Source organism: Streptomyces sp. NBC_01515, from assembly GCF_045040345.1.
Classification (GTDB): domain Bacteria; phylum Actinomycetota; class Actinomycetes; order Streptomycetales; family Streptomycetaceae; genus Streptomyces.
Window position 1 is genome coordinate 2414292 of the sequence record NZ_CP109416.1, and the last position, 26909, is coordinate 2441200.

The 26909-nt window shown below is 70.7% G+C and carries 27 protein-coding genes and 2 pseudogenes; 14 read left to right on the forward strand and 15 right to left on the reverse strand.

Annotated elements, in window-relative coordinates; all coding sequences use genetic code 11:
- Window positions 1–42: 42 nt before the first annotated feature.
- The 6 genes from ung to OG407_RS10600 form a co-directional block, all read right to left on the reverse strand.
- The gene (gene ung / locus OG407_RS10575; protein WP_405857191.1) at window positions 43–726 is read right to left on the reverse strand and encodes a uracil-DNA glycosylase; all 684 of its coding nucleotides are present in this window, start codon (window positions 724–726) and stop codon (window positions 43–45) included.
- Between the two features lie 112 nt (window positions 727–838).
- On the reverse strand, window positions 839–2413 hold the full coding sequence (locus OG407_RS10580; RefSeq protein ID WP_405857192.1) for an ABC transporter substrate-binding protein: 1575 nt from the start codon (window positions 2411–2413) through the stop codon (window positions 839–841).
- 199 nt (window positions 2414–2612) lie between these two features.
- Window positions 2613–3383 (reverse strand): SDR family oxidoreductase, encoded by a 771-nt coding sequence (locus OG407_RS10585; RefSeq protein WP_405857194.1) that lies wholly within the window; start codon window positions 3381–3383, stop codon window positions 2613–2615.
- Window positions 3384–3418: 35 nt separating this feature from the next.
- Entirely contained in the window at window positions 3419–4180 is a 762-nt protein-coding gene (fabG, locus tag OG407_RS10590) for a 3-oxoacyl-ACP reductase FabG (RefSeq protein WP_019059411.1), read from the reverse strand.
- A gap of 136 nt (window positions 4181–4316) precedes the next feature.
- A complete protein-coding gene (locus tag OG407_RS10595; protein WP_365307429.1) occupies window positions 4317–4733 on the reverse strand; it encodes a DUF3037 domain-containing protein in 417 nt (138 codons plus the stop codon).
- Window positions 4730–5485 carry a HipA family kinase gene (locus tag OG407_RS10600; RefSeq protein ID WP_405857196.1) on the reverse strand — a complete coding sequence of 252 codons (756 nt, stop codon included), beginning with the start codon at window positions 5483–5485 and terminating at the stop codon, window positions 4730–4732. Before OG407_RS10600 ends, OG407_RS10595 begins: the two co-directional genes overlap by 4 nt.
- A gap of 193 nt (window positions 5486–5678) precedes the next feature.
- On the opposite strand from OG407_RS10600, the gene OG407_RS10605 reads away from it, so the two are divergent.
- On the forward strand, window positions 5679–6164 hold the full coding sequence (locus OG407_RS10605; RefSeq protein ID WP_405857198.1) for a Rieske (2Fe-2S) protein: 486 nt from the start codon (window positions 5679–5681) through the stop codon (window positions 6162–6164).
- Window positions 6165–6167: 3 nt separating this feature from the next.
- On the opposite strand, the gene OG407_RS10610 is transcribed toward OG407_RS10605, so the two are convergent.
- Window positions 6168–6818: a cysteine hydrolase gene (locus OG407_RS10610; RefSeq protein WP_366497306.1), complete on the reverse strand. Its 651-nt coding sequence runs from the start codon at window positions 6816–6818 to the stop codon at window positions 6168–6170.
- Between the two features lie 148 nt (window positions 6819–6966).
- Here OG407_RS10610 and OG407_RS10615 point away from each other — a divergent pair, with 148 nt between their 5' ends.
- Window positions 6967–7434: a pyridoxamine 5'-phosphate oxidase family protein gene (locus OG407_RS10615; protein ID WP_405857200.1), complete on the forward strand. Its 468-nt coding sequence runs from the start codon at window positions 6967–6969 to the stop codon at window positions 7432–7434.
- A gap of 37 nt (window positions 7435–7471) precedes the next feature.
- Here the strand turns inward: OG407_RS10615 and OG407_RS10620 are convergent, their stop codons facing one another.
- Window positions 7472–8374, reverse strand: a complete 903-nt coding sequence (locus OG407_RS10620; protein ID WP_403596938.1) for a LysR family transcriptional regulator — start codon at window positions 8372–8374, stop codon at window positions 7472–7474.
- A 74-nt stretch (window positions 8375–8448) separates the two neighbouring features.
- On the opposite strand from OG407_RS10620, the gene OG407_RS10625 reads away from it, so the two are divergent.
- Window positions 8449–9444: a DMT family transporter gene (locus OG407_RS10625; RefSeq protein WP_405857202.1), complete on the forward strand. Its 996-nt coding sequence runs from the start codon at window positions 8449–8451 to the stop codon at window positions 9442–9444.
- Between the two features lie 129 nt (window positions 9445–9573).
- Here OG407_RS10625 and OG407_RS10630 read toward each other — a convergent pair whose 3' ends face one another.
- On the reverse strand, window positions 9574–10905 hold the full coding sequence (locus OG407_RS10630) for an aminotransferase class I/II-fold pyridoxal phosphate-dependent enzyme (RefSeq protein WP_405857204.1): 1332 nt from the start codon (window positions 10903–10905) through the stop codon (window positions 9574–9576).
- Between the two features lie 96 nt (window positions 10906–11001).
- On the opposite strand from OG407_RS10630, the gene OG407_RS10635 reads away from it, so the two are divergent.
- Together OG407_RS10635 and OG407_RS10640 are read left to right on the forward strand one after the other, a co-directional pair.
- Complete coding sequence (locus OG407_RS10635) at window positions 11002–11688, forward strand: pyridoxamine 5'-phosphate oxidase family protein (protein ID WP_405857205.1); 687 nt, start codon at window positions 11002–11004, stop codon at window positions 11686–11688.
- Window positions 11688–12323 (forward strand): FMN-binding negative transcriptional regulator, encoded by a 636-nt coding sequence (locus tag OG407_RS10640; RefSeq protein ID WP_405857207.1) that lies wholly within the window; start codon window positions 11688–11690, stop codon window positions 12321–12323. Before OG407_RS10635 ends, OG407_RS10640 begins: the two co-directional genes overlap by 1 nt.
- 15 nt (window positions 12324–12338) lie before the next feature.
- Here OG407_RS10640 and OG407_RS10645 read toward each other — a convergent pair.
- Window positions 12339–13168: pseudogene (locus tag OG407_RS10645) on the reverse strand (DMT family transporter).
- 306 nt (window positions 13169–13474) lie between these two features.
- Between OG407_RS10645 and OG407_RS10650 the strand changes: the two are divergent.
- Together OG407_RS10650 and OG407_RS10655 are read left to right on the forward strand one after the other, a co-directional pair.
- Complete coding sequence (locus OG407_RS10650) at window positions 13475–13951, forward strand: carboxymuconolactone decarboxylase family protein (RefSeq protein ID WP_405857209.1); 477 nt, start codon at window positions 13475–13477, stop codon at window positions 13949–13951.
- 56 nt (window positions 13952–14007) lie between these two features.
- Window positions 14008–14931 carry an RNA polymerase sigma-70 factor gene (locus OG407_RS10655; RefSeq protein ID WP_405857211.1) on the forward strand — a complete coding sequence of 308 codons (924 nt, stop codon included), beginning with the start codon at window positions 14008–14010 and terminating at the stop codon, window positions 14929–14931.
- 864 nt (window positions 14932–15795) lie between these two features.
- Here the strand turns inward: OG407_RS10655 and OG407_RS10660 are convergent.
- Window positions 15796–16806: an EamA family transporter gene (locus OG407_RS10660; RefSeq protein WP_405857213.1), complete on the reverse strand. Its 1011-nt coding sequence runs from the start codon at window positions 16804–16806 to the stop codon at window positions 15796–15798.
- Between the two features lie 61 nt (window positions 16807–16867).
- Entirely contained in the window at window positions 16868–17419 is a 552-nt protein-coding gene (locus tag OG407_RS10665) for a Clp protease N-terminal domain-containing protein (RefSeq protein WP_405857215.1), read from the reverse strand.
- A gap of 219 nt (window positions 17420–17638) precedes the next feature.
- Here OG407_RS10665 and OG407_RS10670 point away from each other — a divergent pair, with 219 nt between their 5' ends.
- Complete coding sequence (locus OG407_RS10670) at window positions 17639–17806, forward strand: hypothetical protein (RefSeq protein WP_106971117.1); 168 nt, start codon at window positions 17639–17641, stop codon at window positions 17804–17806.
- 163 nt (window positions 17807–17969) lie between these two features.
- Complete coding sequence (locus OG407_RS10675) at window positions 17970–18398, forward strand: SRPBCC family protein (protein WP_405857217.1); 429 nt, start codon at window positions 17970–17972, stop codon at window positions 18396–18398.
- Between the two features lie 105 nt (window positions 18399–18503).
- Here the strand turns inward: OG407_RS10675 and OG407_RS10680 are convergent, their stop codons facing one another.
- A complete protein-coding gene (locus OG407_RS10680; protein ID WP_403596961.1) occupies window positions 18504–19142 on the reverse strand; it encodes a PadR family transcriptional regulator in 639 nt (212 codons plus the stop codon).
- A 154-nt stretch (window positions 19143–19296) separates the two neighbouring features.
- Between OG407_RS10680 and OG407_RS10685 the strand changes: the two genes are divergently transcribed.
- Together OG407_RS10685 and OG407_RS10690 are read left to right on the forward strand one after the other, a co-directional pair.
- The gene (locus OG407_RS10685) at window positions 19297–19971 is read left to right on the forward strand and encodes a class I SAM-dependent methyltransferase (RefSeq protein ID WP_405857219.1); all 675 of its coding nucleotides are present in this window, start codon (window positions 19297–19299) and stop codon (window positions 19969–19971) included.
- Between the two features lie 73 nt (window positions 19972–20044).
- Window positions 20045–20857, forward strand: a complete 813-nt coding sequence (locus tag OG407_RS10690) for a PhzF family phenazine biosynthesis protein (protein WP_405857221.1) — start codon at window positions 20045–20047, stop codon at window positions 20855–20857.
- Window positions 20858–20920: 63 nt separating this feature from the next.
- Here OG407_RS10690 and OG407_RS10695 read toward each other — a convergent pair whose 3' ends face one another.
- Window positions 20921–21721 carry a CPBP family intramembrane glutamic endopeptidase gene (locus OG407_RS10695; protein WP_405857223.1) on the reverse strand — a complete coding sequence of 267 codons (801 nt, stop codon included), beginning with the start codon at window positions 21719–21721 and terminating at the stop codon, window positions 20921–20923.
- Window positions 21722–21907: 186 nt separating this feature from the next.
- Between OG407_RS10695 and OG407_RS10700 the strand changes: the two are divergent.
- Window positions 21908–23695: pseudogene (locus tag OG407_RS10700) on the forward strand (substrate-binding and VWA domain-containing protein).
- Between the two features lie 67 nt (window positions 23696–23762).
- On the opposite strand, the gene OG407_RS10705 reads toward OG407_RS10700, so the two are convergent.
- Complete coding sequence (locus OG407_RS10705; protein ID WP_405857225.1) at window positions 23763–25283, reverse strand: glutamate-cysteine ligase family protein; 1521 nt, start codon at window positions 25281–25283, stop codon at window positions 23763–23765.
- 530 nt (window positions 25284–25813) lie between these two features.
- Between OG407_RS10705 and OG407_RS10710 the strand changes: the two genes are divergently transcribed.
- Window positions 25814–26398, forward strand: coding sequence for a hypothetical protein (locus OG407_RS10710; RefSeq protein ID WP_405857227.1), 585 nt, complete (start codon window positions 25814–25816; stop codon window positions 26396–26398).
- Window positions 26399–26681: 283 nt separating this feature from the next.
- Window positions 26682–26873, forward strand: a complete 192-nt coding sequence (locus OG407_RS10715; RefSeq protein ID WP_033283380.1) for a DUF5999 family protein — start codon at window positions 26682–26684, stop codon at window positions 26871–26873.
- The last annotated feature ends 36 nt before the right edge of the window (window positions 26874–26909 follow it).

Genomic DNA, 26909 nt, shown 5'->3' on the forward strand with positions numbered 1-26909 from the left:
TGACAATCCGCGTCAGGCGGCCCCGGACCGGCCCTTGCGAGGTCAGCCCAGGTTCGGGATGCGCCAGTCGATGGCGGTGTGGCCCTGCCGCGCGACGGCCTCGTCGATCTGGGTGAACGGGTGGGAGCCGAAGAACTTCTTGGCCGAGAGCGGCGAGGGGTGCGCGCCCTTGACCACCACGTGGCGCTCCTCGTCGATCAGCGGGAGCTTCTTCTGCGCGTAGTTGCCCCAGAGGACGAAGACCGCCGGGTCGGGGCGGTCGGCCACCGCGCGGATCACCGCGTCCGTGAACTTCTCCCAGCCCTTGGCCTTGTGCGAGTTGGCCTCGCCGGAGCGGACCGTGAGCACCGCGTTGAGGAGCAGGACGCCCTGCTGGGCCCACGGCATCAGATAACCGTTGTCCGGGATCGGCAGGTCCAGCTCCTCCTTCATCTCCTTGTAGATGTTCCGCAGGGAGGGCGGGGTCTTCACGCCGGGGCGGACCGAGAAGCACAGGCCGTGGCCCTGGCCCTCGCCGTGGTACGGGTCCTGACCGAGGATCAGGACCTTCACCTGGTCGTACGGCGTCGCCTCCAGGGCGGCGAAGACCTCCTCGCGCGGCGGGAAGACCGGTCCCTTCGCGCGCTCCTCCTCGACGAACTCGGTCAGCTCCTTGAAGTAGGGCTGCTGAAGCTCGTCGCCCAGGACCCCGCGCCAGGACTCGGGGAGCATGGAGATGTCGGTCACGTCAACTTCCTTACGGTGTGCGGCGACTGCGATGCGGAGCGACCGCGCGGTGCGGTCGCTGCCATGCCCAGAACCTACAGGCGGCCACTGACAACGGGTGCCGAAAGCCGTGTCACCAGCTGGTCTTGCGGTACAGCTCCCACATCATCATGATCGTCGACGGGTCGAGGGCCTGCTCCCCGCCGGAGACGTCCTCGCTCGCGGCCACGTACTGCCGGCCCTGCCACAGCGGCAGCAGCCGCGCGTCGTCGACCAGGACCTGCTGGGCGTCCTCGAACTCCTTGACCACGTCGGCCCGGTCGCTCTCCCGGCGGGACTCGGGCAGCAGTACGTCGGTGATCCTGGTCGACGGATAGGGCGTACCGAGCGCGTTCTGCTTCCCCACGAACGGCGCGATGAAGTTGTCGGCGTCGGGGAAGTCCGGGGACCAGCCGCGCCCGAACACCGGATACTCGCCCTTCTGGTAGCCCGTCACGTACGTCTTCCAGGGGCGGCTCTTCAGCGTGATCGAGAACAGCCCGGAGTCGTCCAACTGCCGCTTGAGTTCCCTGAATTCGAGGGCGGTCTCGGAGCCGTAGCGGTCGGTCGTGTACCAGAGGGTGAGCGGGACGCGCCGGTTGATGCCCGCGTCGGTGAGGAGCTTGCGGGCCTTGGGGACGCTGGGGTCTCCGAAGGCGTCGAAGAAGGCGGTGGTGTGGCCGGTGAGGCCCTTCGGGACCATCGAGTAGAGCGGGTCCACGGTGTCGCGGTAGATCTTGTGGGTGATCGCCCCGCGGTCGACGAGCTGGGCGACGGCCTTGCGGACGGCGAGGTTCCCGGCCCACTTGTCCTTGGGGTTGAACACCAGGTAGTTGATGTCGGTGCCGGAGCCGTCGACCAGTTGCAGGCTCTTCGAGGCGCGGCCCTGGAGGGAGATGATGTCGTCGGCGGCGAGACCCCGGTAGGTGACGTCGATCTTCCCGTCCCGCAGGGCCTTCACCATGGTGCCCGAGTCCTGGAAGTAGCGGATCGTCACCGCGCTGTTCTCGCGCTTGGCGAAGCCCTTGTAGTGGTCGTTGCGGACGAGTCGGGCCTGTTTCCCGTCGTCGTAAGACTTCAGGGTGTACGGCCCGGAGCCGAAGACCTTGCCGTCCTTGCGCAGGGAGTGCGCGGGGTAGTCGTCGGGGTCGACGATCGACATGGCCGGGGTGGCGAGCACGAACGGGAAGGTGGCGTCGGGCTTGTTGAGGTGGAAGTCCACCTCGCGGTCGCCCAGGACCTGCACCCGGTCGAGGCTGCCGAGCAGGCCGGCGGGTCCGCCCGGGACGTCGATCTGCCGGATCCGGTCGATGGAGTGCTTGACGGCCTTGGCGTCGAGGGTGTCGCCGTCGGCGAACTTCATGCCCGCGCGGAGTTCGCAGCGGTACGTCGTGTTGGACCCGTCCGTGAACTCGCACTCGGCGGCGTCCGGCTCGGGCGAGGTCGCGCCCGACGGGTAGGCGAGGAGCGTCTGGTAGATGTTGCGGAACAGCTCCCAGGAGCCGTCCCAGGAGGCGGCCGGATCGAGTGTGCTGGGGGCGCTGGTGGTGCCGACGACGATGGCTCCCCGGTCATCGGAATTCCCGTCCGAGAACACACCGCATCCGGCCGCCAGGGATATCGACGCGATCGCCGCGCCCGCCCGCAGGCCTCGGTTCCGGTTGAACACACGCACGCTCCTCGATCCGCCGTACCAAGGGTCGGCAGACCGTACCGCAGTTCCCCGGCCGGAAAAGCTGGTTCGGACGAGGCTGTTGAGCAGCGTTTTTATGACGACGTTGTCATTCGGCTGTGCGCGTTCCATGTCCTGACACGGGCGCCGATTCCGTCAAGGGAACAGCAAAGAAATCGGCGCCCGGGCGGATCGGTCAGCCGACTCCGGCGTTCAGGAGGATGCCGCCGTCGACGACGAGGGTCTGGCCGGTGATCCAGTCGGACTGGTCCGAGGTCAGGAACGCGGCGGTGCCGCCGATGTCGGACGGCACGCCGAGCCGGGCCAGCGGGTAGGAGGCGGCGGCCTCCGCCTCGCGGCCCTCGTACAGGGCGGCGGCGAACTTGGTCTTCACGACCGCCGGGGCGATCGAGTTGACCCGCACGCCGGGCGCGAACTCGTGCGCCAGCTGGAGCGTCAGGTTGATCATCGCGGCCTTGCTGACGCCGTACGCGCCGATGAACGGCGAGGCGGAGACGCCCGCGAGGGAGGCGATGTTGACGATGGCGCCGCCGTTGTCCTTCTGCCAGGCGTGCCAGGTCTTCTGGGCGAAGCCGAGCGCCGAGATGACGTTGGTCTCGAAGACCTTGCGGGCGACGTTCAGGTCGAGGTCGGCGATCGGGCCGAACACCGGGTTCGTACCGGCGTTGTTGACCAGGAAGTCGACGCGGCCGAAGGCCTCCATCGTGCGCTCGACGACGACGGTCTGGTGGGCCTCGTCGTGGGCCTTGCCGGCGACGCCGATGACGCGCTCGGCGCCGAGGGTCTCGACGGCCTCCTTGAGGGCGTCCTCGCTGCGGCCGGTGATGCAGACCCGGTCGCCGCGGGCGAGCAGCGCCTCGGCGACGCCGTAGCCGATGCCGCGGCTGGCGCCGGTGATGACGGCGACCTTGCCGGAGAGTTCGGGCAGTTCAGGCTGTTCAGTCATTTTCGCGTGTCCCGTGTCCCGTGTTCCGGTGTTCCCTAGTTGAGCGGTCCGCCGGCGACATACAGGACCTGGCCGGAGACGAAACCGGCCGCCTCGTTCGTGAAGAAGGCGACGGCGTTGGCGATGTCGTCGGGCTCGCCGACGCGCTGCACCGGGATCTGGGTGGCGGCGGCGGCCTTGAAGTCGTCGAAGCCCATGCCGACGCGGGCGGCGGTGGCGGCGGTCATGTCGGTGGCGATGAAGCCGGGGGCGACGGCGTTGGCCGTGATGCCGAACTTGCCCAGCTCGATGGCGAGGGTCTTGGTGAAGCCCTGCAGACCGGCCTTGGCGGCGGAGTAGTTGGCCTGGCCGCGGTTGCCGAGGGCGGAGGACGAGGAGAGGTTGACGATCCGGCCGAAGCCCGCGTCGACCATGTGCTTCTGGACGGCCTTGGTCATCAGGAACGAGCCGCGCAGGTGGACGCCGAGGACGGTGTCCCAGTCGGCGACGCTCATCTTGAAGAGCAGGTTGTCGCGGAGCACGCCCGCGTTGTTGACGAGGATCGTCGGCGCGCCCAGCTCCGCGACGATCCGCGTGATCGCGGCCTCGACCTGCGCCTCGTCGGAGACGTCGGCGCCGACCGCGAGGGCCTTGCCGCCGGCCGCGGTGATCTTCTCCACGGTGTCCTTGCAGGCGGCCTCGTCGAGGTCGATCACGGCGACCGCACGGCCCTCGGCCGCGAGGCGTACGGCGGTGGCGGCGCCGATGCCCCGCGCCCCGCCGGTGACAATCGCGACCCGCTGCTCAGTGGTGGACATTGCTGGTTCTCCTCGCCCTTGAGAATCTCTCGCCCTGCGCGGCCCGCCGGTGAGCGACCGCTTAGTACCTTCGGCAGACGTGACGCTAGAAGCCCTGGCACCCGGTGTCAACGCCACACGAGCCGGGTGTGATCCATTACCTCACCAGCAGGTCCAGCAGGCGCTCCGCCTCGGCCGCCGGATCGACGGTCAGCCCGGTGTGCACGGGCCCCGGCTGCACCACGGTGGACCGCGGCGCGATCAGCCACCGGAACCGCCGCCCGGCATCGTCCGCAGCCGCCTGCCCGGCCGCGTCACCGCCCGCACACACACCCTCCACGGCGCCGAGCGCGGCCCTGATCCCGGCCACATCGGCATGCGGGTCGAGGGCGAGCAGCCTCGCTTCGTCCAGATGGGTGCGGGCGCCGACGTAGGACTGGGCGCGGCAGTAGACGAGGACCCCGGCGTTGACGCACTCGCCGCGCTCGATGCGCGGTACGACCCGGAGGAGGGCGTACTCGAAGACGTCCCGGGTGTTCGCCTCGCTCGGGCGGATGATGTGGCGCTCGGTCACTGGAGTCCCTTGATGCGGTCGTGGATGAGGGGCACGCGCGCGAGGAGGGGTGCCGCGTACGCCTCACGGAGGAGGTCCGGGGTGTCGAAGCCGGGTTCGCCGGTCAGCCAGGCGTCGGGGATCTCGGCGGTGACCTCGGCGAGGAGTTCCTCGGTGACCTTCGGTGCCAGGTCCACGGCCGCGGTCGCGACGTCCGGTGCGAAGCGGGCGAGGGCGTGGTCGGTGGCGTCGTAGGGGCGGGCCGCGGAGGTCTGGGCGCCGGGCCAGTTGTGGTGCCAGATCATGGTGGCGCCGTGGTCGATGAGCCACGGGTCGCCGTGCCACATCAGGAGGTTGGGGTTGCGCCAGGAGCGGTCGACGTTGTTGACCAGCGCGTCGAACCAGACGATCCGGCCGGCCTCCTGGGGGCTCACCGTGAAGGCGAGCGGGTCGAAGCCGAGCGCGCCGGACAGGAAGTCCATGCCGAGGTTGGTGCCGCCGCTGGACTTGAGCAGTTCCTGGACCTGCTGGTCGGGTTCGCCGAGGCCGAGCACCGGGTCGAGGTCGAGGGTCACCAGCCGGGGCACCCGGAAGCCCAGCCGGCGGGCCAGCTCCCCCACGACGACCTCGGCGACGAGCGTCTTGCGGCCCTGTCCGGCGCCGCTGAATTTCATGACGTAGGTCCCGAGGTCGTCGCCCTCGACGAGCCCCGGCAGCGAGCCGCCCTCGCGCAGGGGCGTGATGTAGCGGGTCGCGATGACTTCCTTGAGCATCGCCCCAGGTTACTGGTGCCTGTTGGCGGTGCCTGGCCAGGGCTTATGCACGGTCGACAGCGGAACGACAGGGACGTTTTACGTGTTCCTGATCTCGGTAAGGCCAAGCTCTCGACACCGTCTGAACGACGGTCGCCCGCACCTCGTACCCCTTTGCACATCCACGAATGCTTTCCATGGAAGGAACGTCAGCATGACCAGCGAATCGTTCGAACCCGTCACGACGCCGTCCCGTCGCACCGCGTTGGCGGCGGTCGGCGCGGCGGGACTCGCCGTCGCGCTGACCGCGTGCTCGTCCGGCGACGACTCGTCGTCGGGCACGTCGAGCTCCTCGGACACCTCGGGCTCCACCACCACGGCCGGCGCGTCCACCGCCCAGGGTGACGCGGGTGGCACCGAGCTGGCGAAGACAACCGACATCCCCGAGGGCGGCGGCAAGATCTTCGCGAGCCAGGGCGTGGTGGTCACCCAGCCGACGGCGGGCACCTACAAGGCGTTCTCGTCGAAATGCACCCACCAGGGCTGTGCGGTGAGCAGCATCAGCAGCGGGGCCATCGTCTGCCCGTGCCACGGCAGCGAGTTCTCCGTCACCGACGGCAGCGTCAAGAAGGGCCCGGCCACCCAGGGCCTGCCCGCCGAGCAGATCACCGTCTCCGGGGACTCGATCACGCTGGCGTGACGGTCAGCCGCGACGCGCCCTGCGCGGTCGTTTGAGACAGCCCAGCACCTCGTCCGTGGTCGCGACCGTAGCGACCAATGCGAGGGTGTTGCGGATCATCGCGGGGGTGTAGTCGGCGGGCACCCCCGCGATGGCGTCCCTGGGGACGACGACGGTGTAGCCCCGGTTGACGGCGTCGAACACCGCGTTGGGAATGGCCACGTTGGCCGAGACGCCGGTGACGATCAGTGTGCGGCAGCCCAAGTTCCTTAACAGCGCGTCGACTTCGGTGCCCTGGATCGGCGACAGACCGTGCAGCCGTCGTACGACGAAGTCCTCCTCGGCGACCTCGATCGGGGGCGCCACGCGCACCGCCGTGGTGCCCGACAGCTGCTGCACGGGCAGGCGTTCGGCGGCGCGGAACAGCCGGGCGTTGCGGTTCGCCCCGCGCCCGTCCGGCCGGCGCTCGGCGACGGCGTGGATCACCTGCACCCCGCTCTCGTGCGCGGCGGCGACCAGTCGGGCCACGTTCGCGAGCGCGCCCGACTGGCGTGCGGCGAGGGCGAGTTCGGGCAGCGCGCTGTCCGGTCCGACCACGCCCTGTTGACATTCGACGGTCAGCAGGACAGTACTCACCGTGTCGAGGATCTCACTGAGTTGTTCGTGCGACGGCATGGCTCTCCCTTGTCGTCGACGGCCGGGGCGGGCGACAGTAACGAGCATCGCGTGCGGAGGGAAGACGGCCGACGCTCCTCCGGCCCGATTTCTGACGCGGCGTCAGAAGCGGCTGCCCGCCGCTCGTGCCGTAGCCGAAGGGGATCGCATGACCGCCACTCAGCGTCGAGGCCGGAAGATCATGATGACACCCGAGGAACTGGACGAGTTCCTCACCACCGAGCACACCTGCCGCGTTGCGACCGTCTCCTCGGACGGGGCCCCGCATGTCAGCCCGCTCTGGTTCGCCTGGGACGGCACCTCGCTGTGGCTGTACTCGATCACGCGCAGCAAGCGCTGGTCGGACCTGCGCCGCGACCCGCGCGTCGCGGTGGTGATCGACGGCGGGGACGCCTACGACGAGCTGCGCGGCGTCGAACTCTCCGGCACCGTCGAGTTCGTCGGCGAGGCCCCGCGCACGGGCGAGCCGCATCCCGAACTCGTCCCCGTGGAGAAGCTGTTCGCCCAGAAGAACTTCGGGCTCGACGCGATGCCGTACGACGGCAGGCACGCGTGGATACGACTGACGCCGGACACTCTGGCGTCCTGGGACTTCCGTAAGTTGGGGGCGCTGTAGGGCAGTTGCCGAGGCCCTTCCGGGAGGCCCAGCCCCTCTAGCCGACGGTCTCGGCCGCCGCCTGGAGTGCCTCGACCGCCGCGCGGATGGACGGGCGGCGGTCGGCGTCGGCGCGCCAGACGACGTAGACGTGTCGGCGGACCCGTTGCTTCAGGGGGACGGTGACGACTCCGGTGGGCATGGGGTTGCGGCCGAGGAGGGGGGCGATGCAGACGCCCAACCCAGCTGCTACCAGGCCGAGTTGGGTGTGGGTCTCGGCGGCTCGGTGGCCGATGATCGGTTCGATGCCGCGGGAGCGCAGGGTGAACATCAGCCACTCGTGGCAGAACTCGCCCTCGGCCCAGGTGATCCACTCGTCGTCGGCGAACTCCCCGAGGTCCACCTCGTCGCGCCCGGCCAGCGGATGGCCTGACGGCATCGCCACGTCGGCGGGGTCGTCCAGGATCGGCGCCTTGACCAGGCCGTCCGGGAGCGGCATCGGCTTGTTGTACCAGTCGAGGACGACGGCGAGGTCGAGGTCGCCGCGTACGACGCCCGCGATGCCGCTCTCCGGTTCCTGTTCCGTGGAGCGGACGCGCAGGGCGGGGTGGCGGGCGCGCAGGGCGGCGAGCGCGGTGGGGAACAGGCCGCGGGCGGCGGTCGGGAACGCGGAGAGCCTCAACTCGCCGACCACCTGGCCGCGTTGGGCCTCCAGGTCGGCCTGGGCCAGCTCCACCTGGGAGAGGATGCGGCCCGCGTGCTCCGCGAGGAGCCGGCCGGCGTCGGTGAGCCGTACCCCCCGACCGTTCTTGGCGAGGAGTTGCTGCCCCACCTCCCGCTCCAGTTTGGACATCTGCTGCGACACGGCGGAGGTCGTCACGTGCAGCCCCTCGGCCGCGCCGCTGACCGAGCCGTGCCGGGCGAGGGCGTCCAGGGTGCGCAGGCGCTCCAGATTCAACATGTAAGCGATACTACGAGATAGCTGTCGCGAATTCTCGCTTGTGCTACGAGGTCCGGGCCAGGATCTTGGTATCCATGAGCACAGTCAGCACCGCCGCGACCACCAGCACCGTCATCGCCGCCGACGCCGCCCTGAAGCAGGCCGGGGACACCGCCGCGCCCCTCTCCCTCCCCGTCCCCCTCCCCCGCCGCGCCCTCGACTGGCGGCTGCGCTTCGGGGCGCTCTCCCTCATCTGGGGCTTCAGCTTCCTGCTCATCAAGGTGGGCACACATGGTTACGCGCCCTTCCAAGTCACGTTCGGGCGGCTGCTGTTCGGGACGGTGGTGCTCGCGGCGGCGATGGCGGTGAAGCGGGAGCGGCTGCCGCGCGGCGCGCGTACGTGGGCCCATCTGGCGGTGGCCGCGTTCCTGCTCAACGCCCTGCCGTTCTCCCTCTTCGCCTACTCCGAGCTGACGATCCCGTCCACGCTCGCGGGCATCTGCAACGCGACCTCGCCACTGTGGGGCATGGCCCTCTCCCTGGTCGCCCTCTCCGAGGACCGCCCGACCCGCGTCCGCGTCGCCGGCCTGGGCCTCGGCTTCCTGGGCGTCCTGACGGTCCTCGGCGCGTGGCAGGGCTTCAGCGGCCTGGACGCCAGGGGCACGGCGATGGCCCTGCTGGCCTCGCTCAGCTACCCGATCGGCTGGATCTACGTCCGCCGCACGCTGGCGGGCACCGGCGCGTCACATCTCTCGCTGACGGGCGCCCAGTTGCTCCTGGCCACCCTCCAACTGGCCGTCATCACCCCGCTGTTCACGTCCGCCCCGGCCCGCTTCCCTCTCGTCCCCCTGCTGGCGATCGCCGCGCTGGGCGCCCTGGGCACGGGTCTCGCCGTCCTCCTCCAGTACGGCCTGGTCGCCGAAGTCGGCCCCACCACCGCGCAGATGGTCACGTACTTCATCCCGGTCATCGCCACGGCGGCGGGCGTCGCGATCCTGGGCGAGTCGCTGACCTGGTCGACGCCGGTCGGGGCGGTGATCGTGTTGGCGGGGGCGGCGCTTACGCAGGTGCGGGCGAGGGGGAAGCGGTAGGTGACGCGGCGTGGGCGAGGGGGCGTAGGGGCCCGCGAACTCAGGTGAAGGCAGGCGACAGGGGGTGGCAAGGGGTACAGCCCGACCGACGCGTATGTGCCTCACCACCGACGCGTCGGCGAACCGGCCTCAGACATAACCCCGAACCGGCGCCGGACCACTCGCCGAAGCAATCGCTTCCGCCAACGGCCCGACCTCGTCAGCCGTCAACGTCGAGACGGTGACACGGATACCCGGCGGTGCGCTCAGGCGGAAGCGTGCGCCCGGGGCCACGGCCCAACCGGCGTGGAGGAGGCGGGAGACCGCGCCGGTCTCGTCCGGTACCGGGATCCACACGTTGAGGCCGCTGGTGCCGTGGGCCGTGACGCCGCGTTCGGCGAGCGCGGCGATCAGCGCGTCGCGGCGGGCGCCGTACGCGGCAGCCACCGCCGGGGTGTCGACCGCGCCGTCGGCCCACAGGCGGGCCACGGCCCGCTGGGTGATGCGGCTGGCCCAGCCCGGGCCCAGCCGTTGGCGGCCTCGGACGCGGTCGAGGGTCACGGGGTCGCCGGTGAGCACGGCCAGCCGTAGGTCGGGGCCGTAGGCCTTGGCTACCGAGCGGACGAAGGCCCAGGTGCGGGTGGTGCCGGCCAGGGGGTGCAGGGGCTGGTCGACGATGCCGTGGCCGTGGTCGTCCTCGATGAGCAGGGTCTCCGGGTGGCGGCGGAGCACGGAACGCAACGCACGCGCGCGCGTGGCGCTCACCACGGCTCCGGTGGGGTTCTGCGCCCGGTCGGTGACGATCAGGGCCCGCGCGCCGGACTCCAGCGCGGCGCGCACGTCGTCGGGGAGCGGCCCCTCGTCGTCGACGCGGACGGGGGTCACGCGCAGCCCCAGCGCCGGCACGAGGTCGAGCAGGCTGCCCCACCCCGGGTCTTCTACGGCGACGGTGTCCCCGGGTTTCAGATGGGCGGCGAGGACGCGTTCGATGGCGTCCAGGGAGCCGGAGGTGACGGCCACGGGGCCTTCCGGCACCCCGTCGGCGTCCAGCTCGGACCGGGCGATGCGGGCCAGGTCAGGTTCGACCGGGTCGTCGCCGTACATGACCGGCTCCCGGTCGGATTGTTCGGCGGCCGAGGTGAACGCCCGCACCAGAGACGGCAGTTGTGCCGGATCCGGGTTGCCGTGGGACACGTCGCGCACCCCCGTCGGCACGTCGACCCGGATGTGCTCGCGGCCGGTCGTGGCCGGCTTGGGCCGTACCCGGCTGCCCCGACGCCCGGCGGTCTCGATGACCCCGCGCTCCCGCAGCGTCCGGTACGCCGCCGCGACCGTGTTCGGGTTCACGCCCAGCTCGACCGCCAACTCCCGCATGGGCGGCAGCAGTTGCCCGGGTTCCAGCTCTCCCGAACCCACCGCGCGCTCGACGTCCGCCGCAATGTCCGCTGCGCGTCGCCCCTCGATCCGATATCCTCCTAGCACAAAGCGTATTATGCACTAGTGCAATACAGATGACAATCGAGCACCAGCCCCCCGATCAACGAACAGCGAACAGCGAACACACCAACGGAGAGCACCATGCAGGGGACCACCTCGCAGCCGACGTCACCGCCCGCCGCCTACACGCCGACCGACCGGACCGTCCCCACGCGCTCCGCTGAACGGGCGTCGTACGACAAGGAGTTGGTGCACGCGATACTCGACCAGGCCTACGTCTGCCACCTCGGCTTCGTGCGCGACGGCATGCCGGTCGTGCTGCCGACGTTGTACGGGCGGGTCGGCGAGCGACTGTACGTGCACGGGTCGACGGGCGCGCGCCCGCTGCGGATGACGGGGCAGGCCGACCCGGGGCTCCCGGTCTGCCTGACGGTCACGCACGTCGACGGCCTGGTGCTGGCCCGTTCCGCGTTCCACCACTCGATCAACTACCGCTCCGTGGTGGTGCACGGCATCGCCCACCAGGTGACGGACCCCGAGGAGAAGCGGACGGCACTGGACGCGCTGGTCGACCACGTCGTGCCGGGCCGGTCGGCGGACTCGCGGCCCGCCAACAAGAAGGAACTCGCCGCCACCATGGTGATCCGCCTCGACCTCGACGAGGTCTCCGCCAAGCTCCGCACCGGCGGCGCGAACGACGACCCCGAGGACCTGGACCTCCCCCACTGGGCCGGAGTGGTCCCGCTCTCCCCCGCCTACGGAACCCCGCTCCCGAACGACGACCTGGCCCCCGGCACCGAACTCCCCGCCTACCTGGCCGCGTTGTAATGCTCGTCCACCCCTGGGACGCGCCGCACGACGACGCCGAGTGGCAACTCTGGCTCACCACCCACGACTTCGGCCAACTCGCCGTCAACGGCCCTTCCGGCGAACCCCCGTTCGTCCAGCCCCTCCACTTCGCCTACGACCCGGAGCGCGGCGAGGCGATCATCCATCTCGCCCGCCCCAACCCGCTGCTGCCCGCGCTGGCGGCAGATCCACAGGTGGTCCTGAGCGTCGTGGACGACTACGTCTACGTCCCCGGCCCCTGGCAGGCGGAACCGGTCGGCCCGCCCGAGCACGGCGTGCCGACCAGCTTCTACGCGGCGGTCCAACTCCGGTGCACCGCCCGCCTGGTGGACGACCCCGCCGAGACGGCGACCCTGCTCAACCGTCAGGTCGGCCACTTCCAGCCCGAGGGCGGCTCCTCTACGGTCGCGGCGGGCGAGGCGCCGTACGGACGGCTGTTGTCCGGCATCCGGGTGGTGCGGCTCGAAGTGACCGGCGTACGGGCGAAGTTCAAGTACGCGGGCAAGCGGTCGGCCGAGGTCCAGGACCGTATCGCGGCGGGGCTCGTGGAGCGGGACGGGCCTCGGGACGCGGTGGCGCGGGAGCATTTGCTGCGGCGGCGGCACGAGGGCTGAGGCACGGAACTCCCGTTACACCAGGGCTTGTTCGTCGGCCGCCGCCCCGCGCGCCTCCGTCACCGTGAGGCCCGCGACCGAGGTGAGCATCAGCAGGATGCCGGCCAGGGTCGTGGGGGTCAGTGGTTCGCCGAGCAGGGTGACGGCGAGGACGGTCGCGCTCACCGGTTCGAGGAGCATGATCACGGAGACCGTGGCGGACCGTACGACGGCCGCGGCCACGAAGTTGAGCACGTAGGCGAGGGCTGTGGGGACCGTCGCGATGTACGCGAGGAGCCACGGGACCCGGCCCGGCCGGGCGGTGTGCGGTATCAGCCCCTCGGCCAGGGCGAACGGCAGCAAGCACAGGCTGGTGACCGCGAGCGTCCCGACTGCCGTGACGGACGCGTCGGTTGCGCCGCCGCGTCCCCAGCGCCCGGTCAGCAGGGTCATGGCCGAACCGCCGGCCGCCGAGCCGAGCGCGAGCAGCACGCTCGACGGACGTATGGTCGCGGCCGGGCCAAGGGGCAGGACGGCGAGCCCGGTGGCCTCGACGGCCGCGAAGTAGGCCGTCTGGAACACGGCCGGCCCGAGCCGGTCGTCACCGTCCGCAGGACCTTGCGGCGGAGTGGTTCGGATACGGCGGCGGGGCGGACCCGCGGCCGTCGCATGCGGTGGACGGCGAGCAGCAGGACGAAACCGGCCGCGCAGCGCCAGAAGGACAGGGCGAGGGGGCCGAGGCCGCTGGTCCGGTAGACCAGGGAGGCGGACGCGCCCGCGGTGCCCCAGGCGACTCCGGCGACTCCGGCGATGGTCAGGTAGAGCAGGCCTCGCCCGACGGGCAGGCCGAGAGCGGTGTTCGGCACGAGGGGTCTCCGCAGCGGTGCAGAAGTGCGACGAGGGACCCCTGTCGGCGGGGTCCGTGGGGTCCGTGGGCTTCTTCTGCGGGCGGCACCGTTCCGCCCTGCGATGTCCTGGGCCGTGCCGGGCGTGGAATCCGGGGCCCGCCTCAGACGGCGGGCGCCGGAAGAACGAGTGCGTTCGCGTGCGTGGCGGCCGGACTAGGGGCCGACGGGGGGAGACGCAGGTCATATTCGCCGATGTCACAGGGGGCCGGGCTGTCTCGTCTCGGGGGTGTAGCCACGGACGACCACAGCCCACGGAGGCACACGATGGACGCACGACTGAACTACCTCTCCAGCCCGATCGCCGGCAAGGCCGCCAAGCAGTTCATGGCGGTGGGCAGGACGCTCAAGGGGGCGGCGCTGCCGGCGCTGACGCAGGAGCTGGTGGCGCTGCGCGTGAGCCAGATCAACGGCTGCGCCATCTGCGTCGACATGCACACCAAGGAGGCCGGGGCGGCGGGCGAGACCTCGGTACGGCTGAACCTGGTCGCGGCCTGGCGGGAGGCCACGGTCTTCACCGAGGCGGAGCGGGCCGCGCTGGAGCTGGCCGAGGAGGGGACCCGGGTCGCGGACGCGGCCGGCGGGGTGAGCGACGAGGTGTGGGCGCACGCCGCCAAGCACTACGACGACGAGCAGCTCACCACGCTGGTCATCCTGGTCTCCTTCATGAACTCGGTGAACCGGCTGAACATCATCACCCGGCAGCCGTGCGCGGGCGACTACGAGCCCGGCCTGTTCGGCTGAACGGGACTGCTGAACGAGACGGGCACCAACAGGCCATCAGGGGAAGGGGATTCGGCGTGAGCAAGGTCGAGGAGTTCGAGGAACTGCGGCCGCTGCTGTTCTCGATCGCCTATCGGATTCTGGGCAGTGTGGGCGAGGCCGAGGACGCGGTGCAGGAGACCTGGCTGCGGTTCGACGGCACGGCGACCCGGCCCACGTCGACCAAGGCGTTCCTGTCGGCCACGGTGACGCGGATCGCGATCGATGTGCTGCGTTCCGCTCGGGTGCGGCGGGAGGAGTACGTCGGCCCGTGGTTCCCCGAGCCGCTGCTGAGCGACCCGTACCAGGATCCGGCGCGGTCCCTGGAGCTGGCCGACTCGGTGTCGATGGCGGCCCTTCTGCTGCTGGAGCAACTCAGCCCGCTGGAGCGGGCGGTGTTCGTACTGAGGGAGGTGTTCGCCTTCGGCTTCGACGAGATCGCCACGACCGTGGGGCGTTCGGAGTCGGCGTGCCGGCAGTTGCTGGTACGGGCGCGGCGGCACATGGCGGACCGGCGGCCCCGGTTCGCCGCGGACCGGCAGGAGCGGGAGGAGCTGGCGACCCGGTTCTTCGACGCGTTGAAGGACGGCGACGTGGGCGGACTGCGTCAACTGCTCGCCGCGGACGTGCAGTTCGTCGGTGACGGCGGCGGGAAGGCACCCCAACTGGCCAAGGCCGTCGCCGGGGCGGAGAACGTGGCCCGCGTCCTGGGCACGGTCTTCCCCTGGCTGATCCGCATCGACGTGTCGTACGAACCGCACGAGGTCAACGGCCAGCCCGGCGCGCTCTTCCGCGACCGCGACGGAAAGGTCCTCCACACCCTGGCCCTCGACGTCCTCGACGGCCGGATCCAGACCATCCGCGCGGTGATCAACCCCGACAAGCTCGGCCACCTCGGCCCGGTCGCCGACGCCTGGGCCGTCGACCGCGAACTGAGACAGGCACGCCGCCGACCGAGCTGACGGGCGGTGGACGGCGGGCCGGTCGCGACGAGCGGCTGGCCCGCGGGCGTTCTGATGTGGGGGGGCGCTGGAAGCCGGGGGTAAATCTAACCGCTGTCCACCCCAGTGACCGGTTAGAAATAACCCCAGCCTGCGGAGGGGGCGGGGGCGGCGAGCGGGCGGCTGGCGGCTGGCGGCTGGCGGCTGGCGGCTGGCGGCTGGCGGCTGGCGGCTGGCGGCTGGCGGCTGGCGGCTGGCGGCTGGACGGTAGGCGGCTGGCGGCTGGCGGCTGGACGGTAGGCGGCTGGACGGTAGGCAGCGCGACGGCAAGGCCGTGGACGGTCGCAGCGGGCGATAGGCGGCGAGCCTGCGGGCGGGCGGCGGGGCGGCAGGCCATAGACGGCGAGCCGACAAGCGGCGGCCGGTCGCGGGTGGCGGCGGGCGGCGGGCGGCGGGCGTTAGGCGGCGGGCGGTAGGCCGATCACGGCAAGCCGTGGGAGCCGGGACGACAGGGGGCAGTCGGTCGCGGCGGACAGCAGGCCCGCGGGCGGTAGTCCGTGGGCTGCCGACCGATCGCGGTGAACGCCGGGACGGCGGGCGGGCGTTCGGGACCATCGCGACGGCAGGCGGGCGGCAAGACGGCAGGCCGTGGGCGGCGAGCCGACAGGCGACGGCCGGTCGCGGTGGGCGGCAGGCCCGCAGGAATTAGGTGGCGTGCCGATCGCGGGGAGCGCGCAAACGGCAGGCTCGCACGCGTTAGGCGGCGGCCCGATCGCGGGGAGCGCCCGGGACGGTAGGCCGATCGCGGCGGGCGTCGGGGCGGTAGGCCGCAGGTGCCGATGTGGCGGGCGGTGGGGCGGTGGGGCGACCGGTCGTACGACGCGCTCAGGCCGTCGTCTCCCGGGTGGCCGGCTCTCGTTCCGGGCCGCCGCCGGCCACCGGTTTCGCGGAGCCCTTCGTGGGTGCGGAGGACTGGGCGATGAAGGCGCCCAGCAGGACCACCGCTCCCCCGATGATCTGCGGTGCGGAAAGGTGTTCGCCGAGGAGGATCCAGGCGAGGCCGGTCGCGATGACCGCTTCGAGGCAGGCCACGACACCCGCTACCTGCGGGGAGAGGCGGCGGACGGAGACGACTCCGGTGACGTACGCCAGGACCGTGGCGATCAGGACGATCCAGGCGAGCAGGAGGGCGGCCGGGACCGGGGTGCCGTTCATGTGGGCGTCGCCCGCGAGGATCGACCAGTTCATGGTCCAGGGGCGGGCCACGGCGGTCAGGACGAGGGTGCCGACGAGGAGGCCGTAGGCGATCACGCCGAGCGGGTCGGGGGCCTCGTCGCCGGCGTCGCCGCCCTGGTCGGACAGGACGAAGTAGCCGACCTGGCAGCAGGCGGCGGCGAGCGCGAGCAGCAGTCCCACGGCGTCGAAGCTCAGGCCCGCCCACACCTCGACGACACAGGCGAGCCCGCCGGCCGCGAGGACGACGCCGAGCGCGGCGGCACGGGTGACCGGGCGCCGCTGCACGAACCGCACCCAGCCGAGCACGAGCGCGGGTGCGAGGTACTCCACGAGCAGGGCGACCCCTACGGGTATGCGGGAGATCGCGGCGAAGTAGCAGGCCTGGACACCGGCCACGGCGAGCAGCCCGAACCCGAGGAGCAGCGCGGGACGGCTCCGTACGAGCGCCCGGTGCCGTACGGCGAGCGGCAACATCACGAGGGCCGCGCCGGCCACCCGCAGCCACACCACGTGCAGCGGGTCCAGCCCCGCCTCGATCAGCGGCTTCGCCGCGACCCCGGATCCCCCGAAGGCCAACGCGGACCCGAGCGCCAGGCCCAGCCCGACACTCTTGCCGCCACCACCTCCGGCCGCACTGCTCTCAGACGTATGCACGGGCACATGATGACAGGGGATGACAGGGGCGTCACCCTTGTTGACACCTGTCTCAGGGCGTGGACTGTCAGCAGCCCGTCTCGGCGCCCCTGACGTACTCCCCTAAGCGCCCCTCGATCCAGACCAGCACCTCGGGGGACTCGATGCCCGCACGGTGGAGGACCTCTACGGCACGGGACTCAGGGTCCGCGACGATCGCGGCGAGGAGGTCGATGCCGCAGGCCAGTGCGCCGTCGCGGAGTTCGGCACGCCCGCAGGCGTACTCCAGGGCGTCGGCGGCCAGCGGTGACCAGCCTTCCGCCGCGGGGATCACGGGGATCGCGCCGGAGTCCTCGACCGTGCCCTGCCAGCGGAGGCCGTAGCCGATGCTGCGCTGGACGAGGTAGCCGAGGAGCCGGGCGATCTGGGGGCCGTCACCGAAGACGGCGCGCGCTTCGGGGTCCGACTCCAGGAGGCTGTGCAGCAGGTGGGCCGTGTCGATCTGGCGGTCCCCGTCCCGCAGGGCCCGGCGGCGCGCACCGGCGACCACCGCTGCCAGCTCTGCACTGAGCCTGGCATCGTTGTCCGCGCGGTGGATTCCCTGCTCGCGGGCCGACTGCCTGGGGATACGGGGTTGCACACTCTTACCCCATCAGTCCCCCGCATTGAGGGCATCCCCGGAGGGTTGCATTTCGGCATCCCACACAGAGTGGACCCGGGGCGGCGGAATCTCCTCCTTACGGATGAGATCACGCCCCTTGACCTCGAGAGGCGCGCGCCCGGCCGCCGCGCGCCCCGTGCGCAACCGCCCCGCACCCGGCGTACGTCTTTCGCGAACGTGGAGAGCAGGTGCTGGCTGGTGGCATTGCCGGCGGTCGACGGCAGGCAGTACGTGTACCGGGTGTACGCCCCGGAGGACGCGCTGCTCGCCGACCTGTTCTGGGACGCGTGGCACTGCCACGACGAAAGTGCCCACCCGCGCGCGTGGGACCTCTTCGACGCGGCGGTCATACGACGGGTGAGCTGAACCGCGCGGAGCCGAACCGGGCAAGTCGGCTCCCGTACGCAATTCCGGTCGCGTACACAATTCCCGTCCCGTACGCAATTCCTGACGGTTCATCAGTATTGAATGTTGCGCGCCCTGCGGCTACGTTCCGCGACACGGTAGCCCGATACGAAGAGGTGGTCGCATGGCCGAAATCAGCGCGGAGGCACGCATCGAGGCCCCGGCCGAGAAGGTGTGGGCTCAACTCACGGACTGGTCCGCGTACGGCGAGTGGAACGCGACCCACACCAACTTCCCCAAGGGCGGCCCGGACGTGCTCGCGGTGGGCGGGACCTTCCAGGAGAACATGAAGCTGATGGGCTTCCCGGCCGAGGTCGAGTGGACCATCGAGGAGGTCGAACCGGCCCGGGTGTTCGCCATCCGCGGCAGGGGCCCGATGGCCGTGAACGTCGCCACGCGCTACACGCTCACGCCCGACGGCGACGCCACGACGGTCCGGATCGACGGTGAGTTCACGGGTGCGGCGGTGTCGTTGATGGCGGGCAAACTGAAGGACTCGGGTACGGCTGCCCTGAACGAGTCGCTGCGCAAACTGGCCGGGCTGGTGGCCTGAGGAACGCGCCGGGGCACCGCAGGAACGGGAACACGCACAGGGAAGGCGCCCCACGGAAGTTCCGCGGGGCGCCTTGGCCTGCCACCTCTTCCGACCCGGAGGACATCAGTCCTCGTCGGCCAGAATCAGGTACAGCTTCTTGCGGGCGTCGTTGATGACGGTCAGCGCCTTCTCGCGCTGCTCCTTGCTGCCGGTCTTCCAGACCTGGCCGAAGGCCTCCATCAGACCGAAGCCGGCCTGGCGGATCTCACTGAGAGCCTCCCAGTCGACCCCGCGGGAAGCCTCTTCCCAGGGGGCGTCCGGGCCCTCTTCGGCCGCGGTACGGCCGGCCTCGGTGAGGGCGAACAGCTTCTTGCCGCCCTCCGACTCACTGGCGATCAGGCCCTCGTCCTCCAGCAGCTGCAGGGTCGGGTAGACCGAGCCGGGGCTCGGCTTCCACGCGCCGCCGCTGCGCTCGGCGATCTCCTGGATCATCTCGTAGCCGTGCATCGACCGGTCCTTGAGGAGGGCCAGGATCGACGCGCGTACGTCGCCGCGCCGCGCCCTGCCGCCCCTCGGGCCGCCGCGCCCTCGTCCACCCCAGGGACCGGGACCGAAGCCCGGTCCGAAGCCGGGGCCGCCGGGCCCACCAGGTCCACCGGGCCCGAAGGGACCGAAAGCCCCACGCCGCCCGTCAGGACCACCCCGACCGCGCCGGGAGGGTCCGTCCTGTCCATGTCCACGCTCGTATCCGTGGGTACGCATCGCAATCACTCCATTCCATCGTTGATCTGTCGCGATGCGTCAACGATATATCGGGACTGTTCGGATGGCAACCCCATTCCGGCAACCCCCTCCCACAGCCCGGTCCGGCAACCCCGTCCGGCCCCTTCTGACGACGCCCCCTAGAGTCACCGGCGTGACCGAGCAGTCGCCCTCCTACCTCGCCGCGATCCGGAAGTCGTACGACACCGTCGCCACCGCCTACGTCCAACTCGTCAAGGAACCGGGCGAGTTGGACCCGCTGTCCCGCGCGATGCTGGCCGCGTTCGCCGAGACCGTGCGGACGGCCGACCTCGGGCCGGTGGCGGATCTGGGGTGCGGGCCCGGCAAGATCACGGCCTATCTGGCGGACCTCGGGGTGCCTGTCTTCGGCATCGACCTCTCCCCGAGGATGATCGAACTGGCCCGCCGCGCCCACCCGGACCTGACCTTCACCGTGGGCTCGATGACCGCGCCGCCGATCGGGGACGACGAGTTGGGCGGCATCCTCGCCCACTACTCCACACACCACACGCCGCCCGACCAACTACCCATCGTCTTCGGTGAGTTCCACCGCGCACTCGCCCCCGGCGGCCACCTGCTGCTGGCCGGCCACGTCGGAGACGACCAACTCCTGCGCCCGACACAGGCGTACGGCGGACACCCCGTGTCCTACGAGTCCCACCTGATCCCGCCGGACCGGATCGCCGAGCTGCTCGCACAGGCCGGGCTCATGCTCACCGCGCGCCTCGTCCTGGAACCGGCCGAGGGCGCGAAGCGGACGCACGCCGCCTTCCTGGCCCGGAAACCGGAACGCCCCTCAGCCTCATAGCCGCCCCCGAATCGGTCCAGTTCCCCCGAATTGGCCTTGGCCCGCGGCTCCACGCAGCGCCTAGCGTCGAGCCATGCGGATTCGAATCGTCGACGCCTTCACCGACCGCGCCTTCGCCGGCAACCCGGCCGGGGTGCTGCTCCTCGACGCCTTCCCGGCGGACGACCGGCTGCAGAAGATCGCGGCGGAGGTGAATCACGCGGAGACTGCGTTCGCGCACCGGCTGCCCGAAGGCGGCGACGCCGACTGGGCGTTGCGGTGGTTCACGCCGGCGACCGAGGTGGCGATGTGCGGGCACGCGACCCTCGCCACGGCCCACGTCCTGCACACCACCGGCGCCCACGAAGGGACCGTGCGGTTCGCCACGCGGAGCGGGATACTCGTCGCCACGCCGGCCGAGGACGGGTCGATCACGCTCGACCTCCCGACCGCCCCGCTCACCCCCGAGACGGTTCCGGACGGTGTCGCCGAGGCCCTGGGTGCCGAGACGCTCCCCACCGCGTTCGACACCGGCCCGAACATCGGCGACCTCGTCGTCGAACTCGCCGACGAGAAGACCGTCGTAGGACTCACGCCGGATCTCAAGGCCCTCGCCGCCGCCTCCGAGCGCGGCATCATCGCCACCGCACGCGCCGAAGACCCCACCCGGGGCTACGACTTCGTGTCCCGCTGCTTCTTCCCGAACATCGGGATCGACGAGGACCCGGTCACCGGGAGTGCGCACACGGCGCTGGCTCCCTACTGGTCCGAGCGCCTCGGCGGCACGGTCCTCACCGGGTGGCAGGCCTCGGCCCGATCGGGGCGCGTCCGTACCGAACTCCGGGGCGACCGCACCCTGTTGACCGGACGCGCGGTCACGGTCATCGACGGCGAGCTGCTCGCCTGAGCCTCAAACCGCAAACCTCAAGCCGCCAACCTCAAGCCTCAAGTCGCCTGCCCCCCAAGCGACTTACGCCGTCGGCAGCCAGCCCACCTTCCCAGCCAGCAGCGCGTAGCCGACGAACGCCCCGATGTCGAGCAGGGAATGCGCCACCACCAGGGGACCCACGCGACCCCAACGCCGGTACAGGTAGACGAACACCACGCCCATCACCATGTTGCCGACGAAGCCGCCGATGCCCTGGTAGAGGTGGTAGCTACCGCGCAGTACGGAACTGGCCACCAGCGCGGTGCCCGGCGTCCAGCCCAACTGGCCGAGGCGGCGCAGGAGATAGCCCACCACGATCACTTCTTCGAGGATCGCGTTCTGCATCGCGGAGAGGATCAGGACCGGGTACTTCCACCAGACGTCGGGCAGCGCCTCCGGCACCACCGTGAGGTTGAAGCCGAGGCCGCGGGCGGACAGGTAGAAAGCGATGCCGGTGCTGCCGATGACCGCCGCGATCGCAGCCCCGCGGCCCAGGTCGGGCCAGGGGCGGGTGCGGTCGAAGCCGATCGTGCGCAGGCTCTCGCCCTCCCTCAGGAGGAAGTGCGCGACGAGGGCTACGGGGACGAGCGCCGAGGCGATCCCGAACAACTGCCAGGCGAGATCGAGCCACGGACGACCCGGCGCGGCCGAGGCGTTGAGCGTGGCCGCCTGGTCCTTGAGACCACCCGGTTTCGTGACCGATCCGACAAAACTGATCAGGGCTGACACACCACTCACACCGAGCGAAAGCCCCAGAACGAGCAGTGCCTCGGACCGGAGAATCCGCCGTGTGGGCCGCTCCAGCGGAAAAGATTCGGCCACCTGCCCTGCCTTCACCTGCACACCTGCCTTCAGTTCGGAAATCCCGCCTCATGCCCATCTTCGCCCCGCTAGGGTCTCGAAAGAACTTACGAAGATCGTGCGTGACAGGCCGTTGGGGGGACGGACGCGGTACGGGGCGTACCTCCCCCATGTCTGCCATACGGCCGCATACCGGCACGTGGTTCAACAGGGAGGGGCATCACCGTCATGGGACGTCACAGCTTGCCCGATCAGTACGGCGCGGGCGGCAGCGACCCCCGTCCTCGCGCGCGCCGCCGTACGGTGGCCATCGCCACGGTGCTCGTGCTGACCGTCGCCGGCGGTACCGCCGTGGCGGTGCAGAGCGGGTTGCTCTCCTTCGGTTCGTCCTGCCGGAAGGACACGGTGCGGCTGAAACTCGCCGCCTCCCCCGACATGGCTCCCGCCCTGCGCGCGGCGGCCGGACAGGCCCGCGACGAGAGCATCACGTCGGACGGGCAGTGTCTGAACATCTCCGTGACCGCCCAGGAGTCGTACAAGTTCGCGGACACGCTCAAGGCGGGCAAGCACCCGGACGTACAGGTGTGGGTGCCGGACTCGGAGCTGTGGGTGAACGAGGTCTCGTCGGCCGCCGACAGCGACGCGACGGAGGTCACTCCCACGGGCAACGTGGCCTCCACGCCGGTCGGGGTGGCGATGGTCCCGGCCGCCGCGAAGTCGCTCGGGTGGCCGCGGAAGACGTACAGCTGGCTGGACCTGGCCGGTGCCACCCTGACGGACGACTCGCTGCGGCTGGGCGCGGCCGACCCGGCGCGCAGCGCGACGGGACTGTTAGCGCTCACGCAGTTGAGTACGGCCGCCGCCAAGGTCAAGGGCGGGGCCACCCAGGCGGCGGCGATGATGAAGACGCTGTCGCAGCGGACCTCGGACACCGACAGCCAGGTCCTGGACACCCTGCCGCGCAACGCGTCCGGCACCGAGCAGGGCAACCCGAAGCGCAACCAGGCGCTGGTCCTCAGCGAGCAGTCGGCGTTCGCGTACAACGCGTCGGCGGACAGCGACGGGAGCCTGGATCTCTTCTACCCGAAGGACGGCTCCCCGCGGCTCGACTACCCGTACAACCTGGTCGACCAGGAGCGGCTGACCACGGACCAGAGCCGGGCCGCGATCCGGTTCATGACCTATCTGAGCCAGCCCGCGCAGCAGAAGCTGATGGAGAAGTACGGCTTCCGCACGGACGACGATGCCGCGCCGAAGGCCGTGGTCGCCAAGGCCGGTGGCAGCAGTCCGCAGCCGTACGCCGTGGCCGCGCCCGAGCCGGCCTCCGACGCGGCGCTCCAAGAGGCCCTGGGCACCTGGACGATCACGGTGCAGAGCGCGCGGATCACCACGGTCGTCGACGCGTCCGCCTCGATGGCGGAGTCGGTGCCGGGGACCGGGCAGTCGCGGATGGATGTCACGAAGGCCTCGCTGTTGCAGGCGCTGGCCACGTTCACGCCCGAGGACGAGATCGGGCTGTGGGAGTTCTCGACGAAGCTCGACGGCGACAAGGACTACCGCGTCCTGGTGCCGACCGAGCGGCTCGGCGACCGCACGGGCGACGGCACCCAACGGGACGCCCTGTCAGCGGCGTTCGGCTCCCTGAAGCCGGTGCGGAACGGCGCGACCGGGCTCTACGACACGACGCTCGCCGCGTACAAGGCGGCCACGTCCTCCTACGCGAAGGGGAAGTTCAACGCGCTGGTCATCCTGACCGACGGGGTCAACCAGGACCCGGGCAGCATCTCCCGCTCCACGCTCATCAAGCAGTTGCGGCAACTCGCCAGCCCTGAGCGGCCGGTGCCGCTCATCATGATCGGGGTGGGCCCGGAGGCCGAATAGGAGGAGGCCCGCCAGATCGCGGAGGCGACCGGCGGCTCGGGCCACGAGGTGACCGACCCGGCCCAGATCCAGTCGGTGATCCTCCAGGCCATCGTGGCGGCGGGCGCGTCGGGCGCATCGGCCAACGCGGGCTGAAACAGAGCCAGTTCACCCCACCCCCACACCTCACCCCCACCCCCACACCTCACCCCACCTCCACACCTCACCCCAGCGGCACCGGCTCCGGCAACCCCACCGGCCACGTGTGGACCGGCTCCCCGAGATGCATCAACTCGCTGTAGCGGCGGGTAGTTGCCGCCAGCGCGGCTTCCCTCGTGAGCCCCTGCTCCAGGGCGCGGTGGAACGTGGCGGACTGCCAGGTCGCACCATTCGCGCGACGGCGGCAGCGCTCGTCGATCACGCCCAAGTACAGGTCCCGGTCGGCCGGTTCGACCCCCCACGCGTCCAGGCCGGCCTCCGCGAGCGGCAGCAGTTCGTCGCGTACGAGGGCCACCGCGTCGATCTCGGTGGTGCCGCCCAGGCGTCCGCGCCGGGGCCAGAGGAGGCGGGCGTCGATGCCGTGGCGGCACGCGGTGTCGAAGTTGGCGGCGGCGGCCTCGAAGGGCAGCCGGGTCCACACCGGCCGCGACTCCTCGGCGAGGGCGCGGACGACGCCGTAGTAGAACGCGGTGTTGGCGATGACGTCGGTGACGGTGGGGCCGGCCGGCAGGACGCGGTTCTCGACGCGCAGGTGCGGGACACCGTCGGCGATGCCGTAGACCGGGCGGTTCCAGCGGTACACCGTGCCGTTGTGCAGGACGAGTTCGGCGAGGGTGGGGATGCCGCCCGTGTCGAGGACGTCGAGGGGCTCCTCGTCGTCGTGGATCGGGAGCAGGGGCGGGAAGAAGCGCAGGTTCTCCTCGAAGAGGTCGTACGCCGAGGTGACCCAGCGCTCGCCGAACCAGGTGCGGGGGCGGACGCCCTGGGCCTGGAGTTCGGGCGGGCGGGTGTCGGTGGCCTGCTGGAACAGCGGGGGCCGGGACTCGTGCCACAGCTCGCGGCCGAACAGGAAGGGCGAGTTGGCGCCCACGGCGACCTGCACGGCGGCGACGGCCTGGGCCGCGTTCCACACGTCGGCGAAGCGGTCCGGGGTGACCTGGAGGTGCAGCTGCACGGAGGTGCAGGCGGCTTCGGGCGCGATGGAGCCCGAGGTACAGGTGAGGTGCTCGACGCCCTCGATGTCGAGGACGAAATCCTCGCCGCGAGCCGCCACGATCTGGTCGTTGAGCAGGGTGTAGCGGTCGACCGCGGAGAGGTTCGAGGAGACCAGGTCGTCCCGGTCGAGCGTCGGCAGAATGCCGATCATCAGTATTCCGGCGTCGACCTCGCCCGCTTTCCGGTGGGCATATGCCAGTGACGTACGGATCTCCTCGGCGAGCCGGTCGAATACCCGGCCCTCCAATCGGTGTGGGGCAATGTTGACTTCCAGATTGAACATGGCGAGTTCTGTTTGGAAATCTCGGCTCGCGATGCGTTCGAGCACCTCTCCATTCAGCATTCTCGGCATGCCGTCGGAGCCGACGAGGTTCAGTTCGATCTCCAGCCCCATGAGGTTCCTGGGGCGGTCGAACCGCTTCTCGGCCAGCAGCCGCTCCAGCCCCGTCAGACAGCGCCGCAGCTTGGCGCGGTAGCGCTGACGGTCGGCGAGCTCGAACGATCCTCCCGAAACGACCTTCTCCCCCACGATGCGTCACCTCCTCGTCCCACTCGTCCCCGGGTCAGGAAGGATGATGCCCAGACCTGGCGATCGGTAACGTCCCCGGACCGGCCCGGCGCCCGCTACTCTGGTCGAACGTGACCCGCGGCACATTCACGAGGCATGCGGCAGCGAGCAGTTCCCGGACAATGAGAACCTCGTGAAAAACGCCGACGAGAATTGGCCGACCCCATCGGTGACATATCCCGAGGTCATCGCCGTAGGGCCCGTTCGGAACCGGGATGATTCCCGTGAATCGCTGGCCTAATAGGTCCTTGTTGTTCATACGGGAAACGGTTAGACGAAACATCGTCTGAACCCGTGTCGTATAAACTCCGCGAACAAGGCAGAAGGTTGGCGCCCCGGTCCTGGAACCTGCCGTCTAGGTGACGTGCGGCAGGCCGTACCCATGTTCACAGAACCCGGCCCGGCCTCCCTGACCCCGAGAGCTGACAGCGCCGTCCGCCCCCGCCCCGCCCTCGCGCCATCAGTGCCTGTCGAATGAGAGGCGACCCACCATGCCGCTGCATGTCCCCCCGGCTCCCGCGCCCGCCCTGCGCTCCGTTCTCACGGCACTCGGTTCCCCCACCGCGGTCCGCGAGGCCAAGACCCCGTCCCTGCGCGCGGCCCAGGGACCGGCCACACCCGAACTCCCTTTGCCCCTGCATGTGTTGGACCGTGTGTCCGCGGACGGGACGGCCGTCACCCGGCTGGCCGGATGGCGTTTCCTGATCCGCTGCGGGGACCGCGCGGTCGCCGCCGCCGAGACCATGCTGACCCCGGACGGCTGGGCGTTCTCGCACTTCTTCGAGGGCCCCTACATCGCCTCCACCGAGCGGGCGCTGCGCCAGGCCGAGAACATGAAGGCCGCCTACCAGCCGCGCCTCCTCTCCGTGCCCGGTCTCTACATGCTCACCCTCTGGCTGCACGGCGACCTCACCGAGGACGGCGCCGGCGGCCGCCCCGTCGCATCCGATCTGCTGGTCCCGCTGGCCCCGGCACCGCCCGGCATCGCGGCCCATCGTCCGCACCGGGTCGCCGAGTTGCTGCCGATGCTGACCCATCGGGTGACTCCCGCGCCGCTGCTCAGTTCGCCCGCCTGACTTTCCCCCGCCGTCACCCCCGTACCCCGCCGCCGAATTCCCGGCAGCGGGGTACGATCGCGTTTCCGGCCCTTTCACGCTCGTAACGCTCGTCCGAGCACGAAAAAGCTCGTACGAGCCGGGAATTGGGATGAACCGTCCGCGCGGGTGATGCGTCATGAACCTGTGAGAAGCGGTGCTGCTAAATCCCTGCGGATCGACGTCCATAGGGCAACACTGGGTTCGGACCGACTCAACACCACGGGGGACGGACATGACCACAACAGAGCGAGAGATCCCACCAATGTGCAAGCACCAGCCACCGTGTCCCACAGCCGAATCCGCCGACCGGGAATCCGCCCGCCTCATGGCGCACCACCCGGAACAGGGCTGGAGCCTGCTGTGCAACGGCGTTCTCCTGTTCGAGGACACCGGTGAGCTCCTGCCCGACGGGCAGATCATCGCCCCACACCGCCAAGTGGTGACAGCCGCTTGAGCATTTCCCGTTTGAGCATTTCAGGGACATGAGGGG